The organism is Secundilactobacillus pentosiphilus (assembly GCF_002217985.1).
Classification (GTDB): domain Bacteria; phylum Bacillota; class Bacilli; order Lactobacillales; family Lactobacillaceae; genus Secundilactobacillus; species Secundilactobacillus pentosiphilus.
In genome coordinates, this window is record NZ_BCMI01000003.1 from 137,453 (window position 1) to 158,362 (window position 20,910).

General features: G+C 46.2%; 20 protein-coding genes. 18 read left to right on the top strand and 2 right to left on the bottom strand.

Annotation, left to right across the window (positions count from 1 at the left end; genetic code table 11):
- Positions 1-69: 69 nt before the first annotated feature.
- Both CES81_RS02580 and CES81_RS02585 read right to left on the bottom strand, forming a co-directional pair.
- Positions 70-1,167: a MucBP domain-containing protein gene (locus CES81_RS02580; protein ID WP_180949698.1), complete on the bottom strand. Its 1,098-nt coding sequence runs from the start codon at positions 1,165-1,167 to the stop codon at positions 70-72.
- A gap of 141 nt (positions 1,168-1,308) precedes the next feature.
- A complete protein-coding gene (locus CES81_RS02585; protein ID WP_089088735.1) occupies positions 1,309-3,564 on the bottom strand; it encodes an ATP-dependent Clp protease ATP-binding subunit in 2,256 nt (751 codons plus the stop codon).
- A 330-nt stretch (positions 3,565-3,894) separates the two neighbouring features.
- Between CES81_RS02585 and ykzS the strand changes: the two genes are divergently transcribed.
- From ykzS to zapA, 18 genes are all read left to right on the top strand, one after another.
- A complete protein-coding gene (gene ykzS / locus CES81_RS02590) occupies positions 3,895-4,086 on the top strand; it encodes a protein YkzS (protein ID WP_103143224.1) in 192 nt (63 codons plus the stop codon).
- A 172-nt stretch (positions 4,087-4,258) separates the two neighbouring features.
- Complete coding sequence (locus CES81_RS02595) at positions 4,259-4,525, top strand: phosphocarrier protein HPr (protein ID WP_089120552.1); 267 nt, start codon at positions 4,259-4,261, stop codon at positions 4,523-4,525.
- Positions 4,526-4,869: 344 nt separating this feature from the next.
- Positions 4,870-6,051: a glycosyltransferase family 4 protein gene (locus CES81_RS02600; RefSeq protein WP_089120553.1), complete on the top strand. Its 1,182-nt coding sequence runs from the start codon at positions 4,870-4,872 to the stop codon at positions 6,049-6,051.
- A gap of 18 nt (positions 6,052-6,069) precedes the next feature.
- On the top strand, positions 6,070-7,089 hold the full coding sequence (locus CES81_RS02605; RefSeq protein ID WP_089120554.1) for a glycosyltransferase family 4 protein: 1,020 nt from the start codon (positions 6,070-6,072) through the stop codon (positions 7,087-7,089).
- A 5-nt stretch (positions 7,090-7,094) separates the two neighbouring features.
- The gene (locus CES81_RS02610; RefSeq protein ID WP_089088731.1) at positions 7,095-8,120 is read left to right on the top strand and encodes a lysylphosphatidylglycerol synthase transmembrane domain-containing protein; all 1,026 of its coding nucleotides are present in this window, start codon (positions 7,095-7,097) and stop codon (positions 8,118-8,120) included.
- Between the two features lie 178 nt (positions 8,121-8,298).
- Positions 8,299-8,898: a Holliday junction branch migration protein RuvA gene (ruvA, locus tag CES81_RS02615; RefSeq protein WP_089120555.1), complete on the top strand. Its 600-nt coding sequence runs from the start codon at positions 8,299-8,301 to the stop codon at positions 8,896-8,898.
- Positions 8,899-8,924: 26 nt separating this feature from the next.
- Complete coding sequence (ruvB, locus tag CES81_RS02620; RefSeq protein ID WP_089120556.1) at positions 8,925-9,938, top strand: Holliday junction branch migration DNA helicase RuvB; 1,014 nt, start codon at positions 8,925-8,927, stop codon at positions 9,936-9,938.
- A gap of 14 nt (positions 9,939-9,952) precedes the next feature.
- On the top strand, positions 9,953-10,987 hold the full coding sequence (gene queA / locus CES81_RS02625) for a tRNA preQ1(34) S-adenosylmethionine ribosyltransferase-isomerase QueA (protein ID WP_089120557.1): 1,035 nt from the start codon (positions 9,953-9,955) through the stop codon (positions 10,985-10,987).
- Between the two features lie 68 nt (positions 10,988-11,055).
- The gene (gene tgt, locus CES81_RS02630; RefSeq protein ID WP_089120558.1) at positions 11,056-12,198 is read left to right on the top strand and encodes a tRNA guanosine(34) transglycosylase Tgt; all 1,143 of its coding nucleotides are present in this window, start codon (positions 11,056-11,058) and stop codon (positions 12,196-12,198) included.
- A 107-nt stretch (positions 12,199-12,305) separates the two neighbouring features.
- Complete coding sequence (yajC, locus tag CES81_RS02635) at positions 12,306-12,686, top strand: preprotein translocase subunit YajC (RefSeq protein WP_089120574.1); 381 nt, start codon at positions 12,306-12,308, stop codon at positions 12,684-12,686.
- A 48-nt stretch (positions 12,687-12,734) separates the two neighbouring features.
- Positions 12,735-13,871, top strand: a complete 1,137-nt coding sequence (dinB, locus tag CES81_RS02640) for a DNA polymerase IV (RefSeq protein WP_263849964.1) — start codon at positions 12,735-12,737, stop codon at positions 13,869-13,871.
- Positions 13,872-14,004: 133 nt separating this feature from the next.
- Entirely contained in the window at positions 14,005-14,967 is a 963-nt protein-coding gene (locus CES81_RS02645; protein ID WP_089120560.1) for a DHH family phosphoesterase, read from the top strand.
- A gap of 1 nt (position 14,968) precedes the next feature.
- Positions 14,969-16,330, top strand: coding sequence for a DEAD/DEAH box helicase (locus tag CES81_RS02650; RefSeq protein ID WP_089088723.1), 1,362 nt, complete (start codon positions 14,969-14,971; stop codon positions 16,328-16,330).
- A 305-nt stretch (positions 16,331-16,635) separates the two neighbouring features.
- Positions 16,636-19,281, top strand: a complete 2,646-nt coding sequence (gene alaS, locus CES81_RS02655; protein ID WP_089120561.1) for an alanine--tRNA ligase — start codon at positions 16,636-16,638, stop codon at positions 19,279-19,281.
- Positions 19,282-19,424: 143 nt separating this feature from the next.
- Positions 19,425-19,694 carry an IreB family regulatory phosphoprotein gene (locus CES81_RS02660; RefSeq protein ID WP_089088721.1) on the top strand — a complete coding sequence of 90 codons (270 nt, stop codon included), beginning with the start codon at positions 19,425-19,427 and terminating at the stop codon, positions 19,692-19,694.
- Entirely contained in the window at positions 19,694-20,131 is a 438-nt protein-coding gene (gene ruvX, locus CES81_RS02665) for a Holliday junction resolvase RuvX (protein WP_089088792.1), read from the top strand. The genes CES81_RS02660 and ruvX overlap by 1 nt, the downstream gene beginning before the upstream one ends.
- 11 nt (positions 20,132-20,142) lie before the next feature.
- Positions 20,143-20,475, top strand: a complete 333-nt coding sequence (locus CES81_RS02670) for a DUF1292 domain-containing protein (RefSeq protein ID WP_089088720.1) — start codon at positions 20,143-20,145, stop codon at positions 20,473-20,475.
- 121 nt (positions 20,476-20,596) lie between these two features.
- Positions 20,597-20,884 (top strand): cell division protein ZapA, encoded by a 288-nt coding sequence (gene zapA, locus CES81_RS02675; RefSeq protein ID WP_225356327.1) that lies wholly within the window; start codon positions 20,597-20,599, stop codon positions 20,882-20,884.
- Positions 20,885-20,910: the final 26 nt, after the last annotated feature.

A 20,910-nucleotide genomic window follows, 5' to 3' on the forward strand; every position in this document is an offset into this window, starting at 1 on the left:
ATGATGACAATTTAAAAAGGCCTGTCCCAACTGAGCTTTCTGGGACAGGCCTTAATTTGTGTTCATTTCTTATTGTATTTTAACGTATTGCGCGCGAATAACCGCGTCATCAGCCAGCCGATACCACCTGAGCTGGTTTTCGTCAGTGTATTCGCCGGTAAGTTGAATCGGCGTACCATCCGCAATTAACTTGATGGCTTGCCCGTTTGGCCGGTCGTAAGTATGCAGTGAGCGGCCGGCAACGAAATCAATGACGGCGGCCTGATCCATTGGCTTGAACTTTACCGGCTGACGTTGAGTGATCTGCAGGTTTACTGGCCGGTTAGTTTCAGTGACGTCTTTACCGTTGATCCACTGCGGTCCGCCCAGATTAAACCACGTTTCGCCGTTTTTCGTATTCACCCGCACAAAGGCTCGCCAAACCGAATCCTTGGGGAATTCATAACGGTGGGGTTGACCATCCGGTTGATTTAATACTGGGGTACTGTCGAGTAATCTGACAAAGATGTTGATCTGCTGAACCGATGTCCAGGTGTCACGACGCAGCAGGACGACGATGGTTTGTGCTTGATCAGTGAAGTGACCGGTTAACGGTCGGCTGGCTTTGATTAAATGGTAGCCGTCGATGGCTGCTTTGCTGAAGGCGAAGGGCTGGTTGACGGCCCCGGTTTGGATAACCGGCGAAGCCACCATTTCACGGGTATCGTAATCCACGGCATACATGATGACAGGGTGCCCCAGTTTCCTAGTATATTGAAGGGTCATGATGCGATAGGGACTCGCGAATACGGTGGTAAAACCAATGACGTGGAATAACAAGTAGTGATCGATTTTACGCGGGGCAAAGTGGATCTTTTCGCCCAGCCGCCCGGTTAACCACTGCGGTTTTGCCAGCGAATGGTTTTGGTCATCCATATAGAGTACCAGCATCACAGCTGATGCGGCTTGGGACTCAGCCAGTTTTGAAGGTGCGTGCTGACTGACAGCCTCAGTTTGAGACGAGCCGTCTTCAGCGACCGGTGAGTCCGGCAGTGGTTCGGCGGACTTTAGCGGTGGCTGTTTTGCTTTTAAAGCGGAACCGTCAGTCGGGGCTGTTTTTTTGCTGCGGGAGGGGGATTGGGACTGGTTCTTAGTCATTAATTTGAGCAGCTGATCCAAAAAAGTCATCCGAGTTTTCCCCCTCATATATTTAATACCTCTAGTATACCCCAACTTGATAGTTGCTGAGAACTTTTCAGCTGAATCTTACTGACTTATCAAAAAGCCCGAACATCAAGGACTGATGTTCGGGCTTTAGAAATGGGACAATTACTTCTTAGCGTCGTTTTCGTTTGCTGCAGGTGCAGCGGACGTTTCTTCAGCCAAGGTAATTTCACCGTTTTCAATTTTAGCAACTAAGTTTTTAACGTTATTGTGTTCCAGGTAGAAATCGGCAATGCGATCTTCAATTTGTTCTTGAATGACCCGGCGAAGCGGCCGAGCACCCATTGCGGGATCATAACCTAACGCCACTAATTTTGCTTCAACTGGTTCAGTGACGTGAACGTGCAGACCTTGGTTGGCCAGCATCACGTTAACATCATCGATCATCAAATCAACGATCTTCATTAAGTTGTCCTTAGTGAGGGAGTTGAATTCAACGATGTCATCAAACCGGTTTAAAAATTCTGGCTTGAAGTAGTTGGTTAATTGATCAAGAACTGAGTGGGTCTTGCCAGAGGCTTCGGCACCGAAACCGACACTCGCTTCTGCATCACCGGTACCCGCGTTAGAAGTCATGATAATGATCGTATCTTTGAAGGAAACCGTCCGTCCTTGTGAATCGGTCAAACGGCCATCATCCAAAATCTGTAGGAACATATGCATGACATCTGGGTGGGCTTTTTCAACTTCATCCAGCAGGATCAAGCTGTATGGGTGACGACGAACTTGTTCGGTCAGCTGACCCGCTTCTTCATACCCAACGTAGCCAGGCGGTGAACCAATCAGCTTAGCCACTGAGTGCGGCTCCATGTACTCAGACATGTCAAACCGGATCATGGCCTCTTTGGACCCAAAGAGTTCACGGGCAAGCTGTTTAGCCAGTTCCGTTTTACCAACCCCGGTAGGACCGACAAATAGGAACGAGCCGATTGGCCGGCCAGTACCGTTTAGTCCGATCCGGTTACGGCGAATTGCCCGCGAAACTTTGTCAACGGCTTCGTTTTGGCCGATAACGTGAGTCTTTAATGAATCGTTTAGATCCCGCAGCTGCTGCTGTTCCTTGTTTTGAAGTTCACCAACTGGGATACCCGTCTTTTCTTCAACGATCTTTTGCATATCTTCTTCGGTGACTTGCGGTTCATCATCGGAAGATGGGGTACTGGTCTGTGACTTCTTTGCGTCTTCAAGTTTATTGACTTGATCACGGTAGTAGGCTGCTTTTTCGTAGTCTTCCTGTTTCAAAGCCGCTTGTTTTTGTTCCTCAGCGGATTTGATCTTATCATCGATCGTCTTGGGATCAACGACGTTAATGGTCAAGTTCTTTTTGGAGCCTGATTCATCAAGTAAATCGATGGCCTTGTCAGGTAAGAACCGGTCTTGGATGTAACGGTCCGATAGTTTGACCGCTGCTTCTAAGGCAGCGTCCGTATAGTGGACGTGGTGGTAATCTTCATACTTCTTTTGGATACCCTTTAAAATCTTAACGGCTTCCTCAGGAGACGGTTCGTTTACGGTAACGGGCTGCAAACGACGTGCCAGTGCTTGATCCTTTTCAATATCACGGTATTCATTTAAAGTCGTTGCACCGACCAGTTGGAACTCGCCACGGGCAAGCGCTGGTTTTAACACGTTGCCGGCATCCATGCCGCCTTCAGCGTTACCAGCACCCACAATTTCGTGGATTTCGTCAATGAACAAGATGATGTTCGGATTATCCGTGACTTCCTTCATTAACTGCTGCATCCGCTGTTCAAATTGACCACGGATACCAGTCCCTTGAACAAGGGAAACCACGTCTAAGCGAATAATCTTTTTATTCATTAATTTTTGCGGAACATCGCCAGAGACGATCTTTTGAGCCAAACCTTCAACGACCGCCGTCTTACCAACACCGGCTTCACCGATTAAAACGGGGTTGTTCTTGGTCCGCCGGTTCAAAATTTCGATGACTCTAGAAATTTCACGGTCACGGCCAATCACTGGGTCGATCTTACCTTGACTAGCAAGCGCGGTAAGATCGATACCATATTGACCTAATAGACCACCATTACCGTTGCCGTTCTGGCCGCCTCCTCCATTACGGGGGCCGCTCGGCTGGGTAGGTGGTACTTGCTGTTGATAGCCTTGAGGATTGCCATTAGGGTTACCGCCTTGCATAGCACGGAAAATATCATCCAGGTTACCAAAGCCAAATGGATCTTGTGCCATTTGTGCACCTCCATTTCCAGGATTAGAGTTGTTCTGCTGATTTTTTAGAAGTTGATAACAATTTTGACAAAGATCAACTTGCTGTCGCTGACCATTCACGTTCAGGTACAAATGAATCGTCGCTTCACGTTGATGACAATTCTGACACAGCATATCTTGACTCCTCTCTTTAAGTAGTCAAGCCAATCACTGATCAAATGTTTGACCAATATTGACCTTTAAACATATTATACAATATTCCAGTGTTTTCGCAAGTGATTTGCTCGCACTTTTAAGCTCAAATTAGCACGACAACCATTCGAGTGCTAACTCAAGTTATGTTGTACTTCATTTTGGAAAATGTTGCAAGCAGTTTGATTAAATAATCGGCGTTTTCACAGGTTTAGTTGCAAATGCTGCCGAGAGGACGGGTGACTGACATGACCGTATATATTATGGTAAAATGAACTGATGGAAAATTTCACTGCTGCGGAGGTGACGCGATTGGCAGAAGATTATGCCAAGCTGATGGCACAGTTAAAATCAGGAGATTTAGATGAGTTTACCGTCGAACCAGCGGACTTTATGGCTTTTCAGACGGCGTACATGCAGTTTGAATCCCGCAAGCGCATCGTGGGCAAGGCTGAGAAGAATGGTAAAATTATTTATCACTATGATCATGATCAGACACAGTAAATATACAATGAAAGCGGTTGATTATTTTCCCTCTACTGCTTGTATTTTACTGAATAAATTGATATTCTAAGACTAAAGGTGTTTTTCTATTTATTTCATAAAAGCTGTACTTATGAAACTAATGAGAAAGTAGCCCAATTTGTTTTTAGTTGATAAAGGAGATTGATATATTATGGAAAAACGCAACTTTCGGATTACTGCAGAAGCAGGTATTCATGCTCGTCCAGCAACGTTGTTAGTACAAGCAGCCAGCAAGTTTAACTCAGACATTAACTTGGAGTACGATGGCAAGTCCATTAACTTGAAGTCGATCATGGGTGTCATGTCTTTAGGTGTTGGTCAAAACACCGACGTTACCATCTCTGCTGATGGCGATGACGAGACTGAAGCCATGGAAGAAGTCGCTAAGACAATGAAGGCTGAAGGCCTTATTCGTTAAGCAGGTCTGCAATGATACTAGCTGTTAAAAAACTGGGTTAAATCAGCTTTTGATAAATTTACAGTAAATAATAGTTGGCATAGTTGGCTAAACTATTCACAAAGTTAACGGTTTACCAGAAATCACTAGATTTCTGGTAAACCGTTTTTTATTTTAAATTTAAGAAAGCGCAAAGGGGCTTGAACCGTTGAAAGTCATAAGTTATTGTTAGTGGGTTAAATCGCCAGGTAAGAGCGGTGGATCACCATGAGTCAGAAGTCGCTTTCTATTCTTGCATTAAGCACTTCTAACCAATATAATTATTATCAATAAGAAGACGGAATTAAGAATACGGGGGGATCGTCGTGAACATTGGTTTATTTACTGACACATATTTCCCTCAAGTGAGCGGTGTCGCAACTTCGATTAAAACACTGCGCCATGAGTTGGAAAAACAGGGTCACCAAGTGTACATCTTTACCACGACTGACCCGCACATTGAAAAGGACGTTTATGAGCGGAACATCTTTCGCTTTCCGAGTGTCCCGTTCGTTTCATTTACCGATCGACGGATTGCCTTTCGGGGCCTGTTGCACGCTTACCAGCTAGCAAAGGAACTCAACTTGGACATTGTGCATACCCAGACTGAGTTTTCCATGGGATTAATCGGTAAGTTTGTCGCCCGCGCAATGAAGATTCCCTGTATTCATACTTACCACACGATGTATGAGGATTATCTGCACTATGTCGCTAACGGGAAGATTTTAAAACCGGTCCACGTTAAGCAGATGACGCTGGCTTTTTGCAGTCATTTAGACGGTGTTGTTGCCCCTAGTGAACGGGTTATCGATAAATTATCCGGGTACGGCGTTAAAGCACCGATTCGGGTTATTCCTACCGGGATTGATCTGGAACAGTATGAGCCGCACGAAGATGAACTCAACGTTCGTGAAAAATATCATATTCCAGCAGATGCGCCCATGATGTTGTCTTTAAGCCGGGTAGCTTACGAGAAGAATATCAAGGAAGTTATTGATGGCTTTAAAACGATTTTAAAACAGCTTCCGACGGCTTACTTAATGATCGTCGGTGATGGTCCTGCCAAAGAAGATCTAGAGCAGCAAGCGCGTGATCTGGGCATCGATGAACACGTTATTTTTACTGGTGAAATCAATAATAACGAAGTCTCAGCCTTCTATCACGCGACTAACCTGTTTGTTTCTGCTTCAGATTCAGAGTCACAGGGATTGACGTACATTGAATCGTTAGCTTCAGACCGAAAGATCGTCGTTAAAAGCAGTCCCTATACGGATGAGTTGCTTCAAGATCCGCAGTTAGGGGCAACGTTTAAAACCCACGATGAAATGATTGAAAAGATGATTTATTATTTGAAGCATGATAAGATAACGGATCACACCGTTTTAAACCAGACGTTAAAGCAGGTTTCAAGTGAAACTTTCGGTGAACGCATCGTGGATTTCTATCACGATGCACAGGAAAACTACGAAGAAGTTCATGAAAATTCAGCAGATGCAGGTAATCAATAATTAGAAACGGAGCCAAGTATGATAAAAATCACGATGTTTTCAGCGGCAGATTCAGTTAAGGGTCAAGGGGTCGGCAGTGTCTACTTAGAGCTGGTTCGGCTATTAAAAACCCGTGAATCAGATCAGATTGCGCTTAAGATCAATAAGTACGGCCGCAGTGACATCAGTCATTATCATACGGTTAACTTTCCGTTTTACCTGTCTACTTTCATGCCAGGACGCGGCCGTAAGGTTGGTTTCGTTCATTTTTTGCCGGAAACGCTGGAAGGCAGTTTAAAGTTACCCAAGATTGCCAAAGCCGTTTTCTATCGTTACGTGATTGCTTTTTACAAACGGATGGACCAGTTAGTGGTGGTCAATCCGTCCTTTATTCCTAAACTGGAAGCTTATGGCATTAGTCGGGATAAAGTCACTTATATTCCTAACTTTGTCAGTGCGGAAATGTTTCATCCGGCTGACGAAGAAAGCAAACGCGCCTTGCGGAAGCAGTATCAGTATCCCGATAAGTTTACGATTCTCGGTTCTGGTCAGGTGCAGGTTCGTAAGGGCGTTTTTGACTTTATTGAACTGGCAAAACGACACCCGGAAATGCAGTTTATTTGGACCGGCGGCTTTTCGTTCGGCCGTATCACGGATGGTTATGAAAAGTTAAAACAGGTAGTTGATAATCCGCCTGCTAACCTAAGTTTTCCGGGGATCATTGACCGGGATAAATTGGTGGCTTACTACAACATGGCGGATTTGTTTTTGCTGCCGTCGTACAATGAGCTTTTTCCCATGTCGGTTTTAGAAGCGTTTAGTACGCATACACCGGTTTTGCTGCGTGACCTGGATTTATACCATGCTATTATCAAGGGTGATTATGCTGCTGCGAAGGACGTGGACGAAATGGACCGGATCATATCGGATTTGAGCTCAGATCCTAAGGCACTACTTTCGCTTCAGGAGAAGGCAAAACAAGCTGCCGACTACTACTCAGAGGAACGATTGGCCAAGATCTGGCTGCAATTCTATACTGAACAGGCAAGAAGAGGTTAAAAAGTATGTCGAGACGTAATAAAATTGCATTGTTCCTGATCATCTTACTGGGTGTTTCAATTTTCGGTTATTCGTTACGGGACGTTAAGCTCAACATTTTAATTCGTGACTTTACGACAATCAACTTACAATGGCTAACCGTTGCTATTTTATGTATGCTAATTTACTTTGCGTTAGAGGGGCTAGTCGTTAAAACTTTCGTGGATGAACGGCTTGGCCGCTATTCGTTTAAAAGCGCGCTGCGGATCCCGTTGATCGAACAGTTATTTAACGGGATAACCCCCTTTTCATCAGGGGGGCAGCCGGCCCAGTTGATCGCCATGCTGCAAAGCGGGATCGATGGCGGTCGGGCGAGTTCAATTCTGTTGATGAAGTTTATCGTTTATCAGGGCATGATCGTCATTAACTTTTTGGTTGCTTTGATCATTGGCTTTCATTACATGGTCAGTAAAATGAGCTACTTATCCCTATTTGTGGTGTTTGGGTTTATGGTTCACTTTGCGGTCATTATCGGGTTATTTTTAGTGATGTTTTGGCCCCAATTTACCAAACGGGCCATGCGGATCGTGATGATCCCGGTGCGCTGGTTTACAAAAACTGAAAAGGTCAAAGACTGGATCACTAAGCTGGATACTAAGATCGATTTATTTTACCAGGAAAGTGTCCAGCTGATCGGTCAGTGGCGACTGTTGTTAAAGGTGATCGTGATCACTTTCTTCCAGTTGATGTGCTACTACCTGGTGCCTTATTTCATTATGCTGTCACTGGGCTACACCCACGCTAATATCGTGATGATCACCTGCCTGCACGTTTTGATCGTGATGGTCATTTCAATCTTTCCGATTCCCGGCGGGTCTGGCGGTGCCGAGTACGCGTTTACGGTATTGTTCAGCAGCTACATTACTAATTCAAGTAAGCTGGTACTAGCCATGCTGCTTTGGCGGCTGCTCACCTACTACTTGGGCATACTGGTCGGCATGGTTGCGCTGGCAGTCAAACCGGATAAAATTACCTTAAAATCCGGCGTGTAAACTCAGTAAAAGAAACGCAAATAACCTGATCGACAGTTAGTAAGAAGACGGCCGGTGAGGCTATTTTTGGTTGCTGAGCCGTCAGTTTTGAGACCTTGCCTGTGAGCTGTTGTTCATGTTACAATCTCATAAGCAAACATACGTTTACTTAAATTAAAGAACTGGAGCAATCATCGAGATGTATGAGTATTTAAACGGTCAAGTTGTCGATATTCAGCCCGCTTACATTGTGTTAGACGTCAATGGGGTAGGCTATCTGATCCGGGTAGCTAACCCCTTTCGGTTTGAAGTCGGTAACGACCTTACCAAAATTTATATTCATCAAACTATCAGCGACACGGCTCAAACGTTGTATGGATTCAGTTCACTAAAAGAAAAGCAGCTCTTCGAAAAGCTGCTGGCGGTCTCTGGCATTGGTGCCAAAAGTGCCTTAGCCATTTTAGCTAATGGCGATCAGCGGGCAATTGTAAAAGCCATTAGTCAAGACGACGTGACTTACTTAACTAAGTTTCCTGGTGTTGGCAAGAAAACGGCACAGCAGATTGTGTTAGATCTTAAAGACAAACTGGATGATTTCACAACCAACAGTTTGTTTGAACCAACCAGTACGGCGATCGCTTCAACTGACAATGCGGCCTTAGCAGACGCACTGGCAGCCTTAACAGCACTGGGGTACAAAGAGCGCGACCTTAAAAAAGCGGAAAAAGCTTTTCAGGGTGAACCGGAGCAGACCACGGATGCCTATTTAAGTGCAGCATTAAAACTATTAACCAAGTAAATCATCATTAATAAGGGGGCGAGCAGATGACCGAGGATAACCGAATAGTTACCGGTGATAAACAAGATGACGCGGAGACGTCGATCGAGCAGTCTTTGCGGCCAAGCAGTTTATCGACTTACATCGGTCAAACGGCACTGAAACGTGAGCTTAGTGTCTATATTCGCGCTGCCAAAAAACGTGAAGAAGCACTGGATCACGTTCTTTTGTATGGCCCTCCCGGATTAGGAAAAACCACGTTAGCGATGATTATCGCAAAAGAAATGCAGGTGGGGATCAAGACTACCAGCGGACCTGCAATCGAAAAGACCGGTGACCTCGTTGCATTACTCAATGAACTGCAACCGGGGGATGTGTTATTTATCGACGAAATTCACCGACTGCCAAAAGTGGTGGAAGAAATGCTGTATTCCGCAATGGAGGACTTCTTCATTGATATTGTGGTGGGGCAGGGACCGACCGCTCACCCAATTCATTTCCCGTTGCCGCCGTTTACTCTGATCGGCGCCACAACACGTGCCGGACTCTTGTCGGCACCATTGCGGGATCGGTTTGGAATCGTTGGCCATATGGCGTATTATAGTCCGGCTGAATTGGAACAGATCGTTAAACGGTCAGCTAAAATTCTGAATTCACCCATTCAAGAAGAGGGTGCCCACGAGATTGCCCGTCGTTCACGGGGAACGCCGCGGATCGCTAACCGGCTGCTCAAACGGATTCGTGATTTTGCGGAGGTTTCAACCCACCACGATTCGATTGACCGCACCATCGTTCAGCAAGCGCTGGAAATGCTGCAGGTTGATAATGAAGGTTTAGATCAGACCGACATCAAATTACTGAAAACCATGATTCGTTTTTACAATGGCGGTCCAGTGGGATTAAACACATTAGCAGCTAATATTGGTGAAGAAACCGATACTGTAGCGGAAATGTATGAACCATTCTTATTGCAAAAGGGCTTTATTAAGCGAACGGCTCGTGGTCGAATGGTAACGCCATTGGCTTACAAACACCTTGGTATAACTTCTGACAAAAAGTGAAAGGACCCTTCATAATGACACTAACGACTGAAGACTTCGATTATGATTTACCGCACGAACTCATTGCTCAGACACCCATTGAAAAGCGTGATGCCTCACGGTTACTTGTTTTAGACCATAAAACCGGGGCACTGGCTGATAAGCACTTTTATGATATCCTGGATTACTTGAATCCTGGAGATGCCGTAGTGATGAATAATTCTCGGGTGATGCCAGCCAGAATCTACGGCATTAAGCCGGAGACTGGCGGTCACGTTGAAACCTTACTCTTGCACAATACCAAGGGTGATGAATGGGAAACACTCATGAAGCCAGCTAAGAAAATGAAGGTTGGCGCCACCCTTAGTTTCGGGGATGGTCTGTTAACAGCAACCGTGACTGAGGAATTAGATCACGGTGGCCGGATGATTGAATTTCACTACGATGGTATTTTTATGGAAATTCTCGATAAACTCGGCGAGATGCCGTTACCGCCATACATTAAAGAAAAGCTGGATGACCCTGAACGGTATCAGACCGTTTATGCAAAGACACCCGGTTCAGCAGCAGCCCCAACGGCCGGTCTCCACTGGACGAAGGAACTGCTGCAAAAAGTTCAGGATAAAGGGGTTAAGTTAGTTTACCTGACCTTGCACGTGGGTCTGGGAACTTTCCGACCGGTTGACGAAAAGAATATCGAAGACCATAAAATGCACTCAGAATTTTACCAGCTGTCTGAAGCCTCAGCCCAAACACTAAACGAGGTCCGGGCCAATGGCGGCCGAATCATCGCAACGGGGACTACTTCGATTCGGACGTTGGAAACCATTGGGACAAAGTTTAATGGCGAGATCAAAGCCGATTCTGGCTGGACCGATATTTTCATTAAACCGGGTTACCAATGGCAGGTAGTTGATGCCTTTATCACTAACTTCCATTTGCCGAAGTCAACCTTGGTCATGTTAGTGGCCGCTTTTACCGGCCGTGACAACATTCTCAACGCGTACCAGCATGCCATTGACGAACGCTACCGATTCTTTAGTTTCGGTGACGCCATGTTTATTAAATAAATGATCGATCAACGACCTTTTGCTGATTGCAGCAAGGGGCCGTTGTTAGTTAAATACGGAGGAAAATTATGGAACCAGCGATTAAATATCGCCTTATTAAAACTGAAAAGCACACGGGTGCCCGATTGGGTGAGCTGATCACGCCGCACGGCACTTTTCCGACCCCCATGTTTATGCCGGTAGGGACGCAGGCGACCGTTAAGTCGCTGGCCCCTGAGGAACTGGATGAAATGGGTGCGGGCGTCATATTAGCCAACACGTATCACCTTTGGCTTCAGCCGGGTGAAGACTTGGTTAAGGAAGCTGGCGGTTTGCATCAGTTCATGAACTGGCACAAACCAATCCTGACTGATTCTGGCGGTTTCCAAGTCTTTTCTTTAGCGGAGAATCGTAACATTACCGAAGAAGGGGTCCATTTCCGCAACCCTTCTAACGGCGACCAATTATTTTTATCGCCGGAAAAAGCGATGCAAATTGAAAATGATCTTGGTCCAGACATCATGATGAGCTTAGACGAATGCCCGCCATTCTTTGAGAGTTATGAGTACATTAAGCACTCCGTTGAACGGACTTCCCGGTGGGCTGAGCGGGGCTTAAAAGCCCACGCTAATCCTGATTGGCAAGGTCTGTTCGGTATCGTTCAAGGTGCAGGGTATGAAGACTTGCGCCGTCAGTCCGCCCATGATCTTGTCAGCATGGATTTTCCCGGCTATTCCATTGGTGGCCTATCTGTAGGTGAATCCAAGGCTGAAATGAATCGCGTGCTGGGCTTTACCGCACCGATGCTGCCCACCAACAAACCCCGTTATTTAATGGGCGTGGGGTCGCCTGACTCTTTGATCGATGGCGTGATGCGCGGCATCGACATGTTTGACTGCGTGCTGCCGACCCGGATCGCTCGTCGCGGGACCTGCATGACCAGCCATGGCCGGCTGACGGTTAAAAACGCTAAGTACGCCCGTGACTTTTCACCTATCGATGATCAATGTGATTGCTATACCTGCCGCAACTACACGCGGGCATACATTCGTCACCTGTTTAAGGCTGATGAAAGTTTTGGCTTGCGCTTGACCAGTTACCATAATTTATACTTTTTGCTGCACCTCATGAAAAAAGTTCGGGAAGCCATCATGGCCGATAATTTACTGGATTTCCGGGCTAATTTCTTCGAAGAATATGGTTATAATCAACCAAATCCGAAGAATTTCTGATATTTGATAGACTGATTGCCAAATTTTTGTTAAATTATACAATAGATAAAGGTGGGTGAAAGAATTTGAACGTTTTAGCAAGCTCAAACGCTGGGGGTTACTCCAGCATGTTGCTGATTGTGGTGATGATCGTTGCCATGTACTTTTTAATGATCCGGCCACAACGTAAGCAGCAAAAGAAGCACCAAGATACGTTGAACCAACTGAAAAAGGGCGATCACGTTGTTACGATCGGTCGACTTCACGGTGTGATCGATGAGATCAACATGGAAGCTAAGACAGTGACACTTGATTGCGATGGGATCTATTTGGTCTTTGACCTGAATGCCATTGCAAAAGTGACCCAACGTTCAGCCGCTAGTGAAGTCACTAGTGCTGCGGCAACTGAACAAAAACCAGCTGAAGATGAAAAGCCTGATACGACTGAAGCAACACCTTCAGACGCAGCAGCTGATGAATCGACAGATGATACAAAAGCTGACAAGTAGTTTTAATCTCCCTTGTGAAGGGGAGATTTTTTTATTTTTGGGGGTGTTATTTTGGATAATCCAGTGCATATTGATGATAGCCGGCGGATTTTACACGTTGATATGGACGCTTTTTATGCTTCCATTGAACAACGAGATACACCTGCCTATCAAAAAATGCCCCTCGTGATCTCTCGTGATCCGCGAAAAACGGGGGGACGGGGAGTGGTTACCACAGCCAATTACGTCGCCAGAAAGTTTGGTGTCCATTCGGCGATGCCGGCTCAACAAGCGTTAAAGCTGTGCCCCAAGGCCGTATTTGTGACGCCTAATTTTCATCACTACCGGGCTGTTTCGGATCGGATTCACCAAATCTTTCACGAATATACAGACATCATTGAAACCGTTGCATTTGACGAGGCCTACTTAGACGTCACTAAAAATAAACTTGACCTTCAAGATCCGGTTGAATTGGCGGTTCGTCTCCAAGCTGAGATATGGGATCAGACGCATTTAACCAGTTCCATTGGGATCTCCTACAGTAAGTTTCTTGCCAAGGAAGCTTCCGATTACCGTAAACCAGTTGGCATCACGATCATTCACGCTGAGGATGCTCACGACTTTTTGATGCAGCTGCCAATTGAACGCTTTCGGGGGGTGGGTAAGAAAACCGTTCCCAAAATGCACGACTTAAATATTCAAACGGGACAGGATCTGCTTGCTTGGGATGAGTTGGACCTGATCAATAAGTTTGGCCGGTTTGGCGAGATCTTGTACCAGCGTGTTCGCGGTGCGGATGACCGGCCGGTTGAATACCAGCGGGAACGTAAGTCGATTGGAAACGAAACCACGTACTGGCCGTTCTTAACGACTCGCAGTGCGGTTGACACCCAGTTAGATAAGCTGGCTTCAATACTAGCTCAGGCAGTTAAAAAACAGCAGATGCACGGGCGTACACTGGTCTTGAAAGTGCGTTACGGTGACTTTAAAACCAAAACTAAGCGAGTGACTCAGCCCGACTTTTTGGAGAATGAGCCGCAGCTTTATGCACAAACAGCCAAGGAGATCATGAATACTTTGCCGGCTAATTCCGAGGGCATTCGGTTGCTGGGCATCACGCTGACGGGACTTGCGCCAATCACGTTTGAAAACATTGCGTTGGATCTGTTTGAAGGCGAACAGCGACGTCAGTTTCATGGTGATTAACATGATAGAAACCAATTAGCGTTATGCTTGACGGATAAATAATTTTTAAGGCTTTTGTAGGTCTTCTTGCTTTCAAGGACAAGACAACTTATACTGTAAAGACGACTATGCGAGTTGAAAGGTGATACTCAGTATGACATTAAAGGAAACACAAACTAAAATTTTAAATGCAATTAAACAACACAAAACCATTATTATACATAGACATCAACGGCCTGATCCGGACGCCATTGGTTCTCAAATGGGATTGAAAGAGATTTTAAAAGCCAGTTTTCCGGATAAAAAGATCTATGCAGTTGGCAAACAGTACCCTGGTTTCGACTGGTTAGGCAAAACTGATGCAATTGAAGACGATGCCTATAAGGACGCGTTAGTCATGGTCTTAGACACGGCCAATCAGCCGCGAATTGATGACGACCGTTACAGTAAAGGCGACCAGTTGATCAAAATCGATCACCATCCAAATGACGACCAATTTGGCGACCCGATGTGGGTGTCACCAGAGGCTTCAAGTACCTCGGAGCTGATTTTTGATTTTTATACGGCAATGAAGCCGGCGCTGGCCTGCACGGCTGAGGCAGCCAGAGTGCTTTACGCAGGTATCGTTGGGGATACTGGCCGCTTTATGTATCCGGCTACTTCAACGCACACCATGAAAGTGGCAGGCGAGATGATGCAGTTTGATTTTTCTGCCAGTGACGTCAACCAGAAAGAAGACGAGATTTCGATTCCGTTAGCGCGGCTGTCAGCCTACGTTTACGAGCACCTGACGATCTTGCCTAGTGGTGCTGCCTACATCAAACTCAGCGATGAAGTCTTAGAGCCCTTTAAACTCGGCGATGAATCTACCAGTTCGGTGGTGCCGTTACCGGGGCGTCTAAAGGAAGTCAGTGCCTGGGCCATTTTTGTGGAGTCCAAGGACCATACCTTCCGGATACGGTTACGGTCAAAGGGCCCCGCAATCAATGAATTAGCTAAGCAACACGGCGGTGGCGGACACGCCTTAGCCAGTGGTGCCGTTGCTCATGACGATGACGAGATCAAGCAAGTCATCAAAGAACTAGACACCCTATGTTCAAAACAACAAGGAGAATAATATGAGTCAAACCTTTGAAGAGTTCGGTTTAAAGTCTTATCTAAATGAGGCCGTAAAGGAACTCGGTTTTACAGAACCAACGGGCATTCAAGAAAAATTAATTCCCGTGATCCGTGCAGGCAAGAGTGTGGTTGGACAGTCAGAAACTGGGAGTGGGAAGACCCACGCCTTTTTACTGCCGATTTTTGATGCACTGGACCCAGAGACCCATGAGGTTCAGGCAGTCATTACGACACCTAGCCGTGAGTTGGCCTACCAAATTTATGGGGATGCTAAGCAACTGGCTAAGCATAGTCCAAAACCGATTCGGATCGGTAACTACGTAGGTGGAACGGATAAAAAACGTCAGATTGAAAAGTTGGAACGTGAACAACCTGAATTAGTCATCGGGACCCCTGGCCGAATTCGTGATTTGATCAAAAACGGGGCTTTAGACGTGCATACCGCCGGTCAATTCGTCGTGGATGAAGCGGATATGACCCTTGATTTAGGTTTCTTAGCTGACGTGGATCAAATTGCTGCGCGAATGCCGGAACACTTACAAATGATGGTCTTTTCAGCAACGATTCCGGCCAAGTTGCGGCCATTTTTGAAGAAGTACATGGAAAATCCGGTGGTTGAAGAGATCCCGGTAAAATCAGTTATCAGTCCAACGATTGATAACTGGCTGTTACCCACTAAGGGGCATTCTAAAAACGAGTTGATCTATCAATTGTTAACGATGGGTGAGCCTTATTTGGCACTGGTTTTTGCCAATACCAAGCAACGGGTAGTTGAAATTGCCGACTACCTTAAAGCGCAAGGGCTTAAAGTCGCCGTGATTCACGGCGACGTGCCTGCCCGGCAGCGTAAACGGGTGATGCGTGAAATTCAAAACCTGGATTTCCAATTTGTGGTAGCCACCGATTTAGCTGCCCGTGGGATTGATATTGACGGTGTTTCCCACGTGATCAACGATGGTATTCCGGATGACTTGGACTACTTCATTCACCGGGTTGGCCGGACTGGCCGTAAGGGATTGCCAGGAACGGCAATTACGTTCTACACACCTGACGAAGAAGACAAGATCCAAGAACTTGAAAACATGGGGATCGTGTTTAAGCCGAAACAGATCAAGAATGGTGAAGTAATCGATTCCTTTGACCGTAATCGCCGGAAGAAGCGGGGCCCACGGGCACCGAAAATTTCTGGAACGATGGCCGGCAAGATTCAAAAGCAGAAGCGAACCGTTAAACCGGGTTACAAGAAGAAAATCAAGAAGGCCATTTCTAAGGAACAGTGGTTTGAAAACCGGATTCAACAGCGGCAAAATCACCGTAAGGCCAAAAAGAACAAGAAGGCTTCCTCGCAGCGTTACAAGTAGGCTGCCTACTTGCCGGATACTTACGGACGGGCAAGTTGCATGAATTTTGTAAAAAATGTATACTAATATGCGTATTAAATCGTAAGGATATGCTCAGCGGCCGGTTTTTAAGAAACGTTTTGGCTGATGAAAAAAACGATTCCCATGCTGAGTGCTCCCTTATGTATGAAGAATTGAATAATCGTTGCTCAGCGTATTGAGCTTTAAGAGGTAAACGATTAAACATCGTTGCAAGTAAAGTGGTACCGCGTCTATGGCGTCTTTACTAGCAGCGGTGTTTTATTATTTTAAAAAGGAGAAAGAGAATGAAAAACTTAAGCAGCAGTGAAATTCGGCAGATGTACCTGGATTTCTTTAAAAGTAAGGGGCACGCAATTATGCCCAGTGCTTCATTAGTGCCCGTTGACGACCCAACGTTACTTTGGATCAACTCAGGTGTTGCCACGATGAAGAACTACTTTAACGGGACCATTGTGCCTAAAAATCCGCGGATGACCAGTTCACAAAAGAGTATCCGAACCAATGATATTGAAAACGTTGGCCGAACCGCACGGCACCATACCTTATTTGAAATGCTGGGGAACTTCTCCGTTGGTGACTACTTCAAAGATGATGCCATTGCTTGGGCCTGGGAATTACTAACGTCTGATAAATGGTTCGGCTGGGATCCAGCTAAGCTGTACGTTACCGTTTATCCTAAAGATGATGCTGCTAAGAAGCGCTGGGAAGAAGTCGGCGTTTCACCTGACCACATCGTCGAACAGGAAGATAACTTTTGGGATATTGGTGAGGGTCCTTCGGGTCCCGACAGTGAAATTTTCTATGATCGCGGCCAGTCGTTCAACAATCTGGCTGAGGACGATCCAGAAAACTATCCTGGCGGTGAAAACGAACGCTACCTTGAGATCTGGAACATTGTGTTCTCACAGTTCAACCATGAACCAGACGGCTCATACAAGCCTTTGCCACGGAAAAACATTGATACCGGGATGGGGCTGGAACGGGTGGTTTCCGTCTTCCAAAACGCTAAGACTAACTTTGAGACCGACCTCTTCTTGCCAATGATCCACGCCACGGAATCATACAGTGACGGTAAGCAATACGGTCAAGATCCCAAACAAGACATTTCCTTTAAAGTGATTGCTGATCATTCACGAGCAGTAACGTTTGCCATCGGTGACGGCGCATTGCCATCCAACGAAGGCCGCGGCTACGTTATTCGCCGCCTGATCCGCCGGGCTGTGGTTAACGGCCAGAAGCTGGGGATCAAGGGTGCCTTTCTTTACAAGCTGGTGCCAGTGGTTGGTGAGGTCATGAAGGCTTACTATCCAGAAGTTTTGCAAAACGCCGACTACATTGCCCAAGTGGTGAAGTCTGAAGAGGACCGCTTCAACGCGACCTTGGCAGACGGTCTCAATCTGTTAAACAGCTTAATTGAAGAAACGAAGAAGAGCGGCAAGTCTAAAATTGATGGGGCTGAAGCCTTTAAACTGTATGACACGTACGGCTTCCCCGTTGAGCTGACCCGCGAATACGCCTTTGACGACCATATTACGGTGGACGAGGACGGTTTTAAAGCCGAGATGAAAAAGCAGCGTGACCGTGCACGTAAGGCCCGTAACGCCGATAATTCAATGGGTGTTCAGTCTGACGTGCTAGTTGGTGTTAAAACACCAAGCGAATACGTTGGCTACACCCAACTGGCAGTTAAGAACGCCAAGGTCACTGATATCGTAGCTGACGGTAAATTGACCGATGCTACGGAGGGCGAAGTGGCCCAGGTGATTTTCGACAAGACACCGTTCTACGCTGAAATGGGTGGTCAAGTGGCTGATAAGGGGGACGTACTGGATGAAAACGGTAATTTGATTGCTACCGTTGAAGATGTTCAGCACGCACCAAACGGGCAGAACCTGCACACCTTAAAGCTGCATCGCGGGATTAAAGTCGGCGACCAGATGACCCTTAAAGTGGACGCTCACTTCCACAGCAAGGTCAAGAAAAACCATACGGCGACCCACTTGCTGGATCAAGCACTCAGAGACGTGTTTGGCGAGCATACGCAGCAAGCCGGTTCACTGGTTGAACCGAATTACTTGCGGTTTGACTTTACCCACTTTGGTCAAGTCACTGAAGCGGACTTGGCAAAGGTCGAAGCCATCGTTAACCAAAAAATCTTTGAAGAAATTCCCGTCACCACTACGATCACCGATCAAGCAACTGGTAAGAAGATGGGTGCGATCGCACTGTTCTCCGATAAGTACGGCGATAAGGTCCGGGTCGTTTCAGTCGGCGATTACGCCATCGAATTTTGCGGTGGGACTCACGTGAAGAACACTAATGAATTGGGCTTGTTTAAGATCACTTCTGAAACTGGGATCGGTGCCGGTACTCGCCGGATCGAAGCCGTGACAGCTGGTGACGCTTATGAATACCTCGAAAAGCACAGCCAAATTTTGACCAATGCCGCGCTTAAGCTAAAATCACAGCAGGTGACGGAAGTTCCCGATAAGATCGATCAGCTGCAAGAAACTGTTAAGGCCTTGACTAACAAAGCTGCGAGCTTAGAAGCTAAACTGGCCAGTCAACAGGCCGGTGCCATCTTTGATAATGTGCAGGACGTGAACGGTAAAAAGCTGATCACCGGTGTGGTTCAGGTATCTTCAATGGACCAGCTGCGTCAGCTGGCTGATACTTGGCGTCAAAAGAACCTGTCCGATGTGCTGGTGTTGGGTGCTGAAGTGGGCGAAAAGGCTAATCTGATCGTAGCTGTTAGCGACGATACGATTAAAGCCGGCGTTAAGGCTGGCGATCTGATCAAAGCCATTTCACCAAAGATCAATGGTGGCGGTGGCGGCCGGCCTAACCTGGCACAGGCTGGTGGTAAGAATCCCGCTGGCTTGCAGGATGCCATGACCGAAGCATCAAAATGGCTGTCAAATTTAAACTAACGTGTTAGACTTTAACTACTAGGTTGAAAAAGCGCTCAATTGCTGTCAATATATTTCATTCCAATTACAACGCTCCACAACCATTGTCGTTCTTAACTATATTAGGTAGAATAAGAACAAATAGCATTGGTGGAGGTGTGATCATGAGTACGTTAGATAAAACCATGTATTTTGATTTCGGTGATAAAAAGCCGAAAGATGTTCATGAGACATTGGTGACAGTGTATCAAGCGTTAGAGGAAAAGGGGTATAACCCAATTAACCAAATCGTGGGGTACCTGTTATCCGGTGATCCAGCTTACATTCCTCGGATCAATGATGCTCGGAATTTAATTCGTAAACATGAACGCGACGAAATCATTGAAGAATTGGTTCGCTTCTACCTAAATGAGAATGGGACGGCTACTAAGTGATAAGATTAATGGGATTAGATGTAGGCTCTAGAACTGTCGGAGTTGCGGTGAGTGATATGCTCGGGTGGACTGCGCAGGGCGTTGAGATCATTCGAATCAATGAAGATGAAAAGCAGTTCGGCATTGACCGGGTGAAGGAGCTGGTTAAGCAGTACGATGCTACCGGTTTCGTCTTAGGACTACCGAAGAATATGAATAATACGCTGGGACCTCGTGCCCAGGCTTCTCAAGATTACGGAGAATTACTGAAACAGACATTTGATTTACCAGTTGATTTTGAGGATGAACGGCTAACCACCGTTGAGGCTGAACGGATGCTAGTTGAAGAAGCCGATACTTCGCGTAAAAAGCGCAAAAAAGTCATTGACAAACTGGCAGCCAGCTTGATTCTTCAGAACTATTTGGATCGCAAAGGCCCTTTAACAAAAGAAAAGTGAGGCGGACTAACATGAGTGAAAATAACGAACAGCAACAAATTACGATGGTGGACGAAGACGGTAACGAAGAACTGTATAACGTTCTGTTTACTTTTAAGTCACCAGACTACAACAAATCTTATATCTTACTTTACCCAGCAGGTAAAGCAGATGATGAAGAAGTTGATATTCAAGCCTACCAACTGGCAGATAGCGATGATCCTGCTGATCCACAAGGCGGCGATCTGTTGCCAATTGAAAATGACGATGAATGGGATATGGTCGAATCAATGCTGAACACCTTTTTAAACGGCGGCGGCACTGATGCTTCCGATCAAGACTGGGGCGTACCAGATCCTAAATAAATGATGATTATTGAGATGGACAGCAGTCCGTAAGTACTGCTGTCAGGCTCTTTCATTTAGCCGCTGGTCCGTTTGGGTCAGCGGCTAAATGAGTTTAATCGGCACTCTGGAGGTGAACCATTTGGATAACGCTAAGGAACCGCAACCAGCTCGCAGACGCTTTAAAGCGGTTATTGACGGTCAGAGCTACACGATCGTCGGCAACCACTCACAAGCACATATGCAGGCTGTTACAGAGCTGATGAATAAGCAGCTTGCTCAGCTTAAAAAATTGGCGCCCGATATGAGTAAGGAAGAAGCTTCGATCCTATTAGCTTTTAACGCCATATCTGATCAACTAGAGAAGACTGAAGCCTATGATCAGTTAAAAAAGCAGGACGACAACGAAACGAGTTCTACTGAGTCTTAGTTTTAAACTGCAGTAAAGCCTGCGGT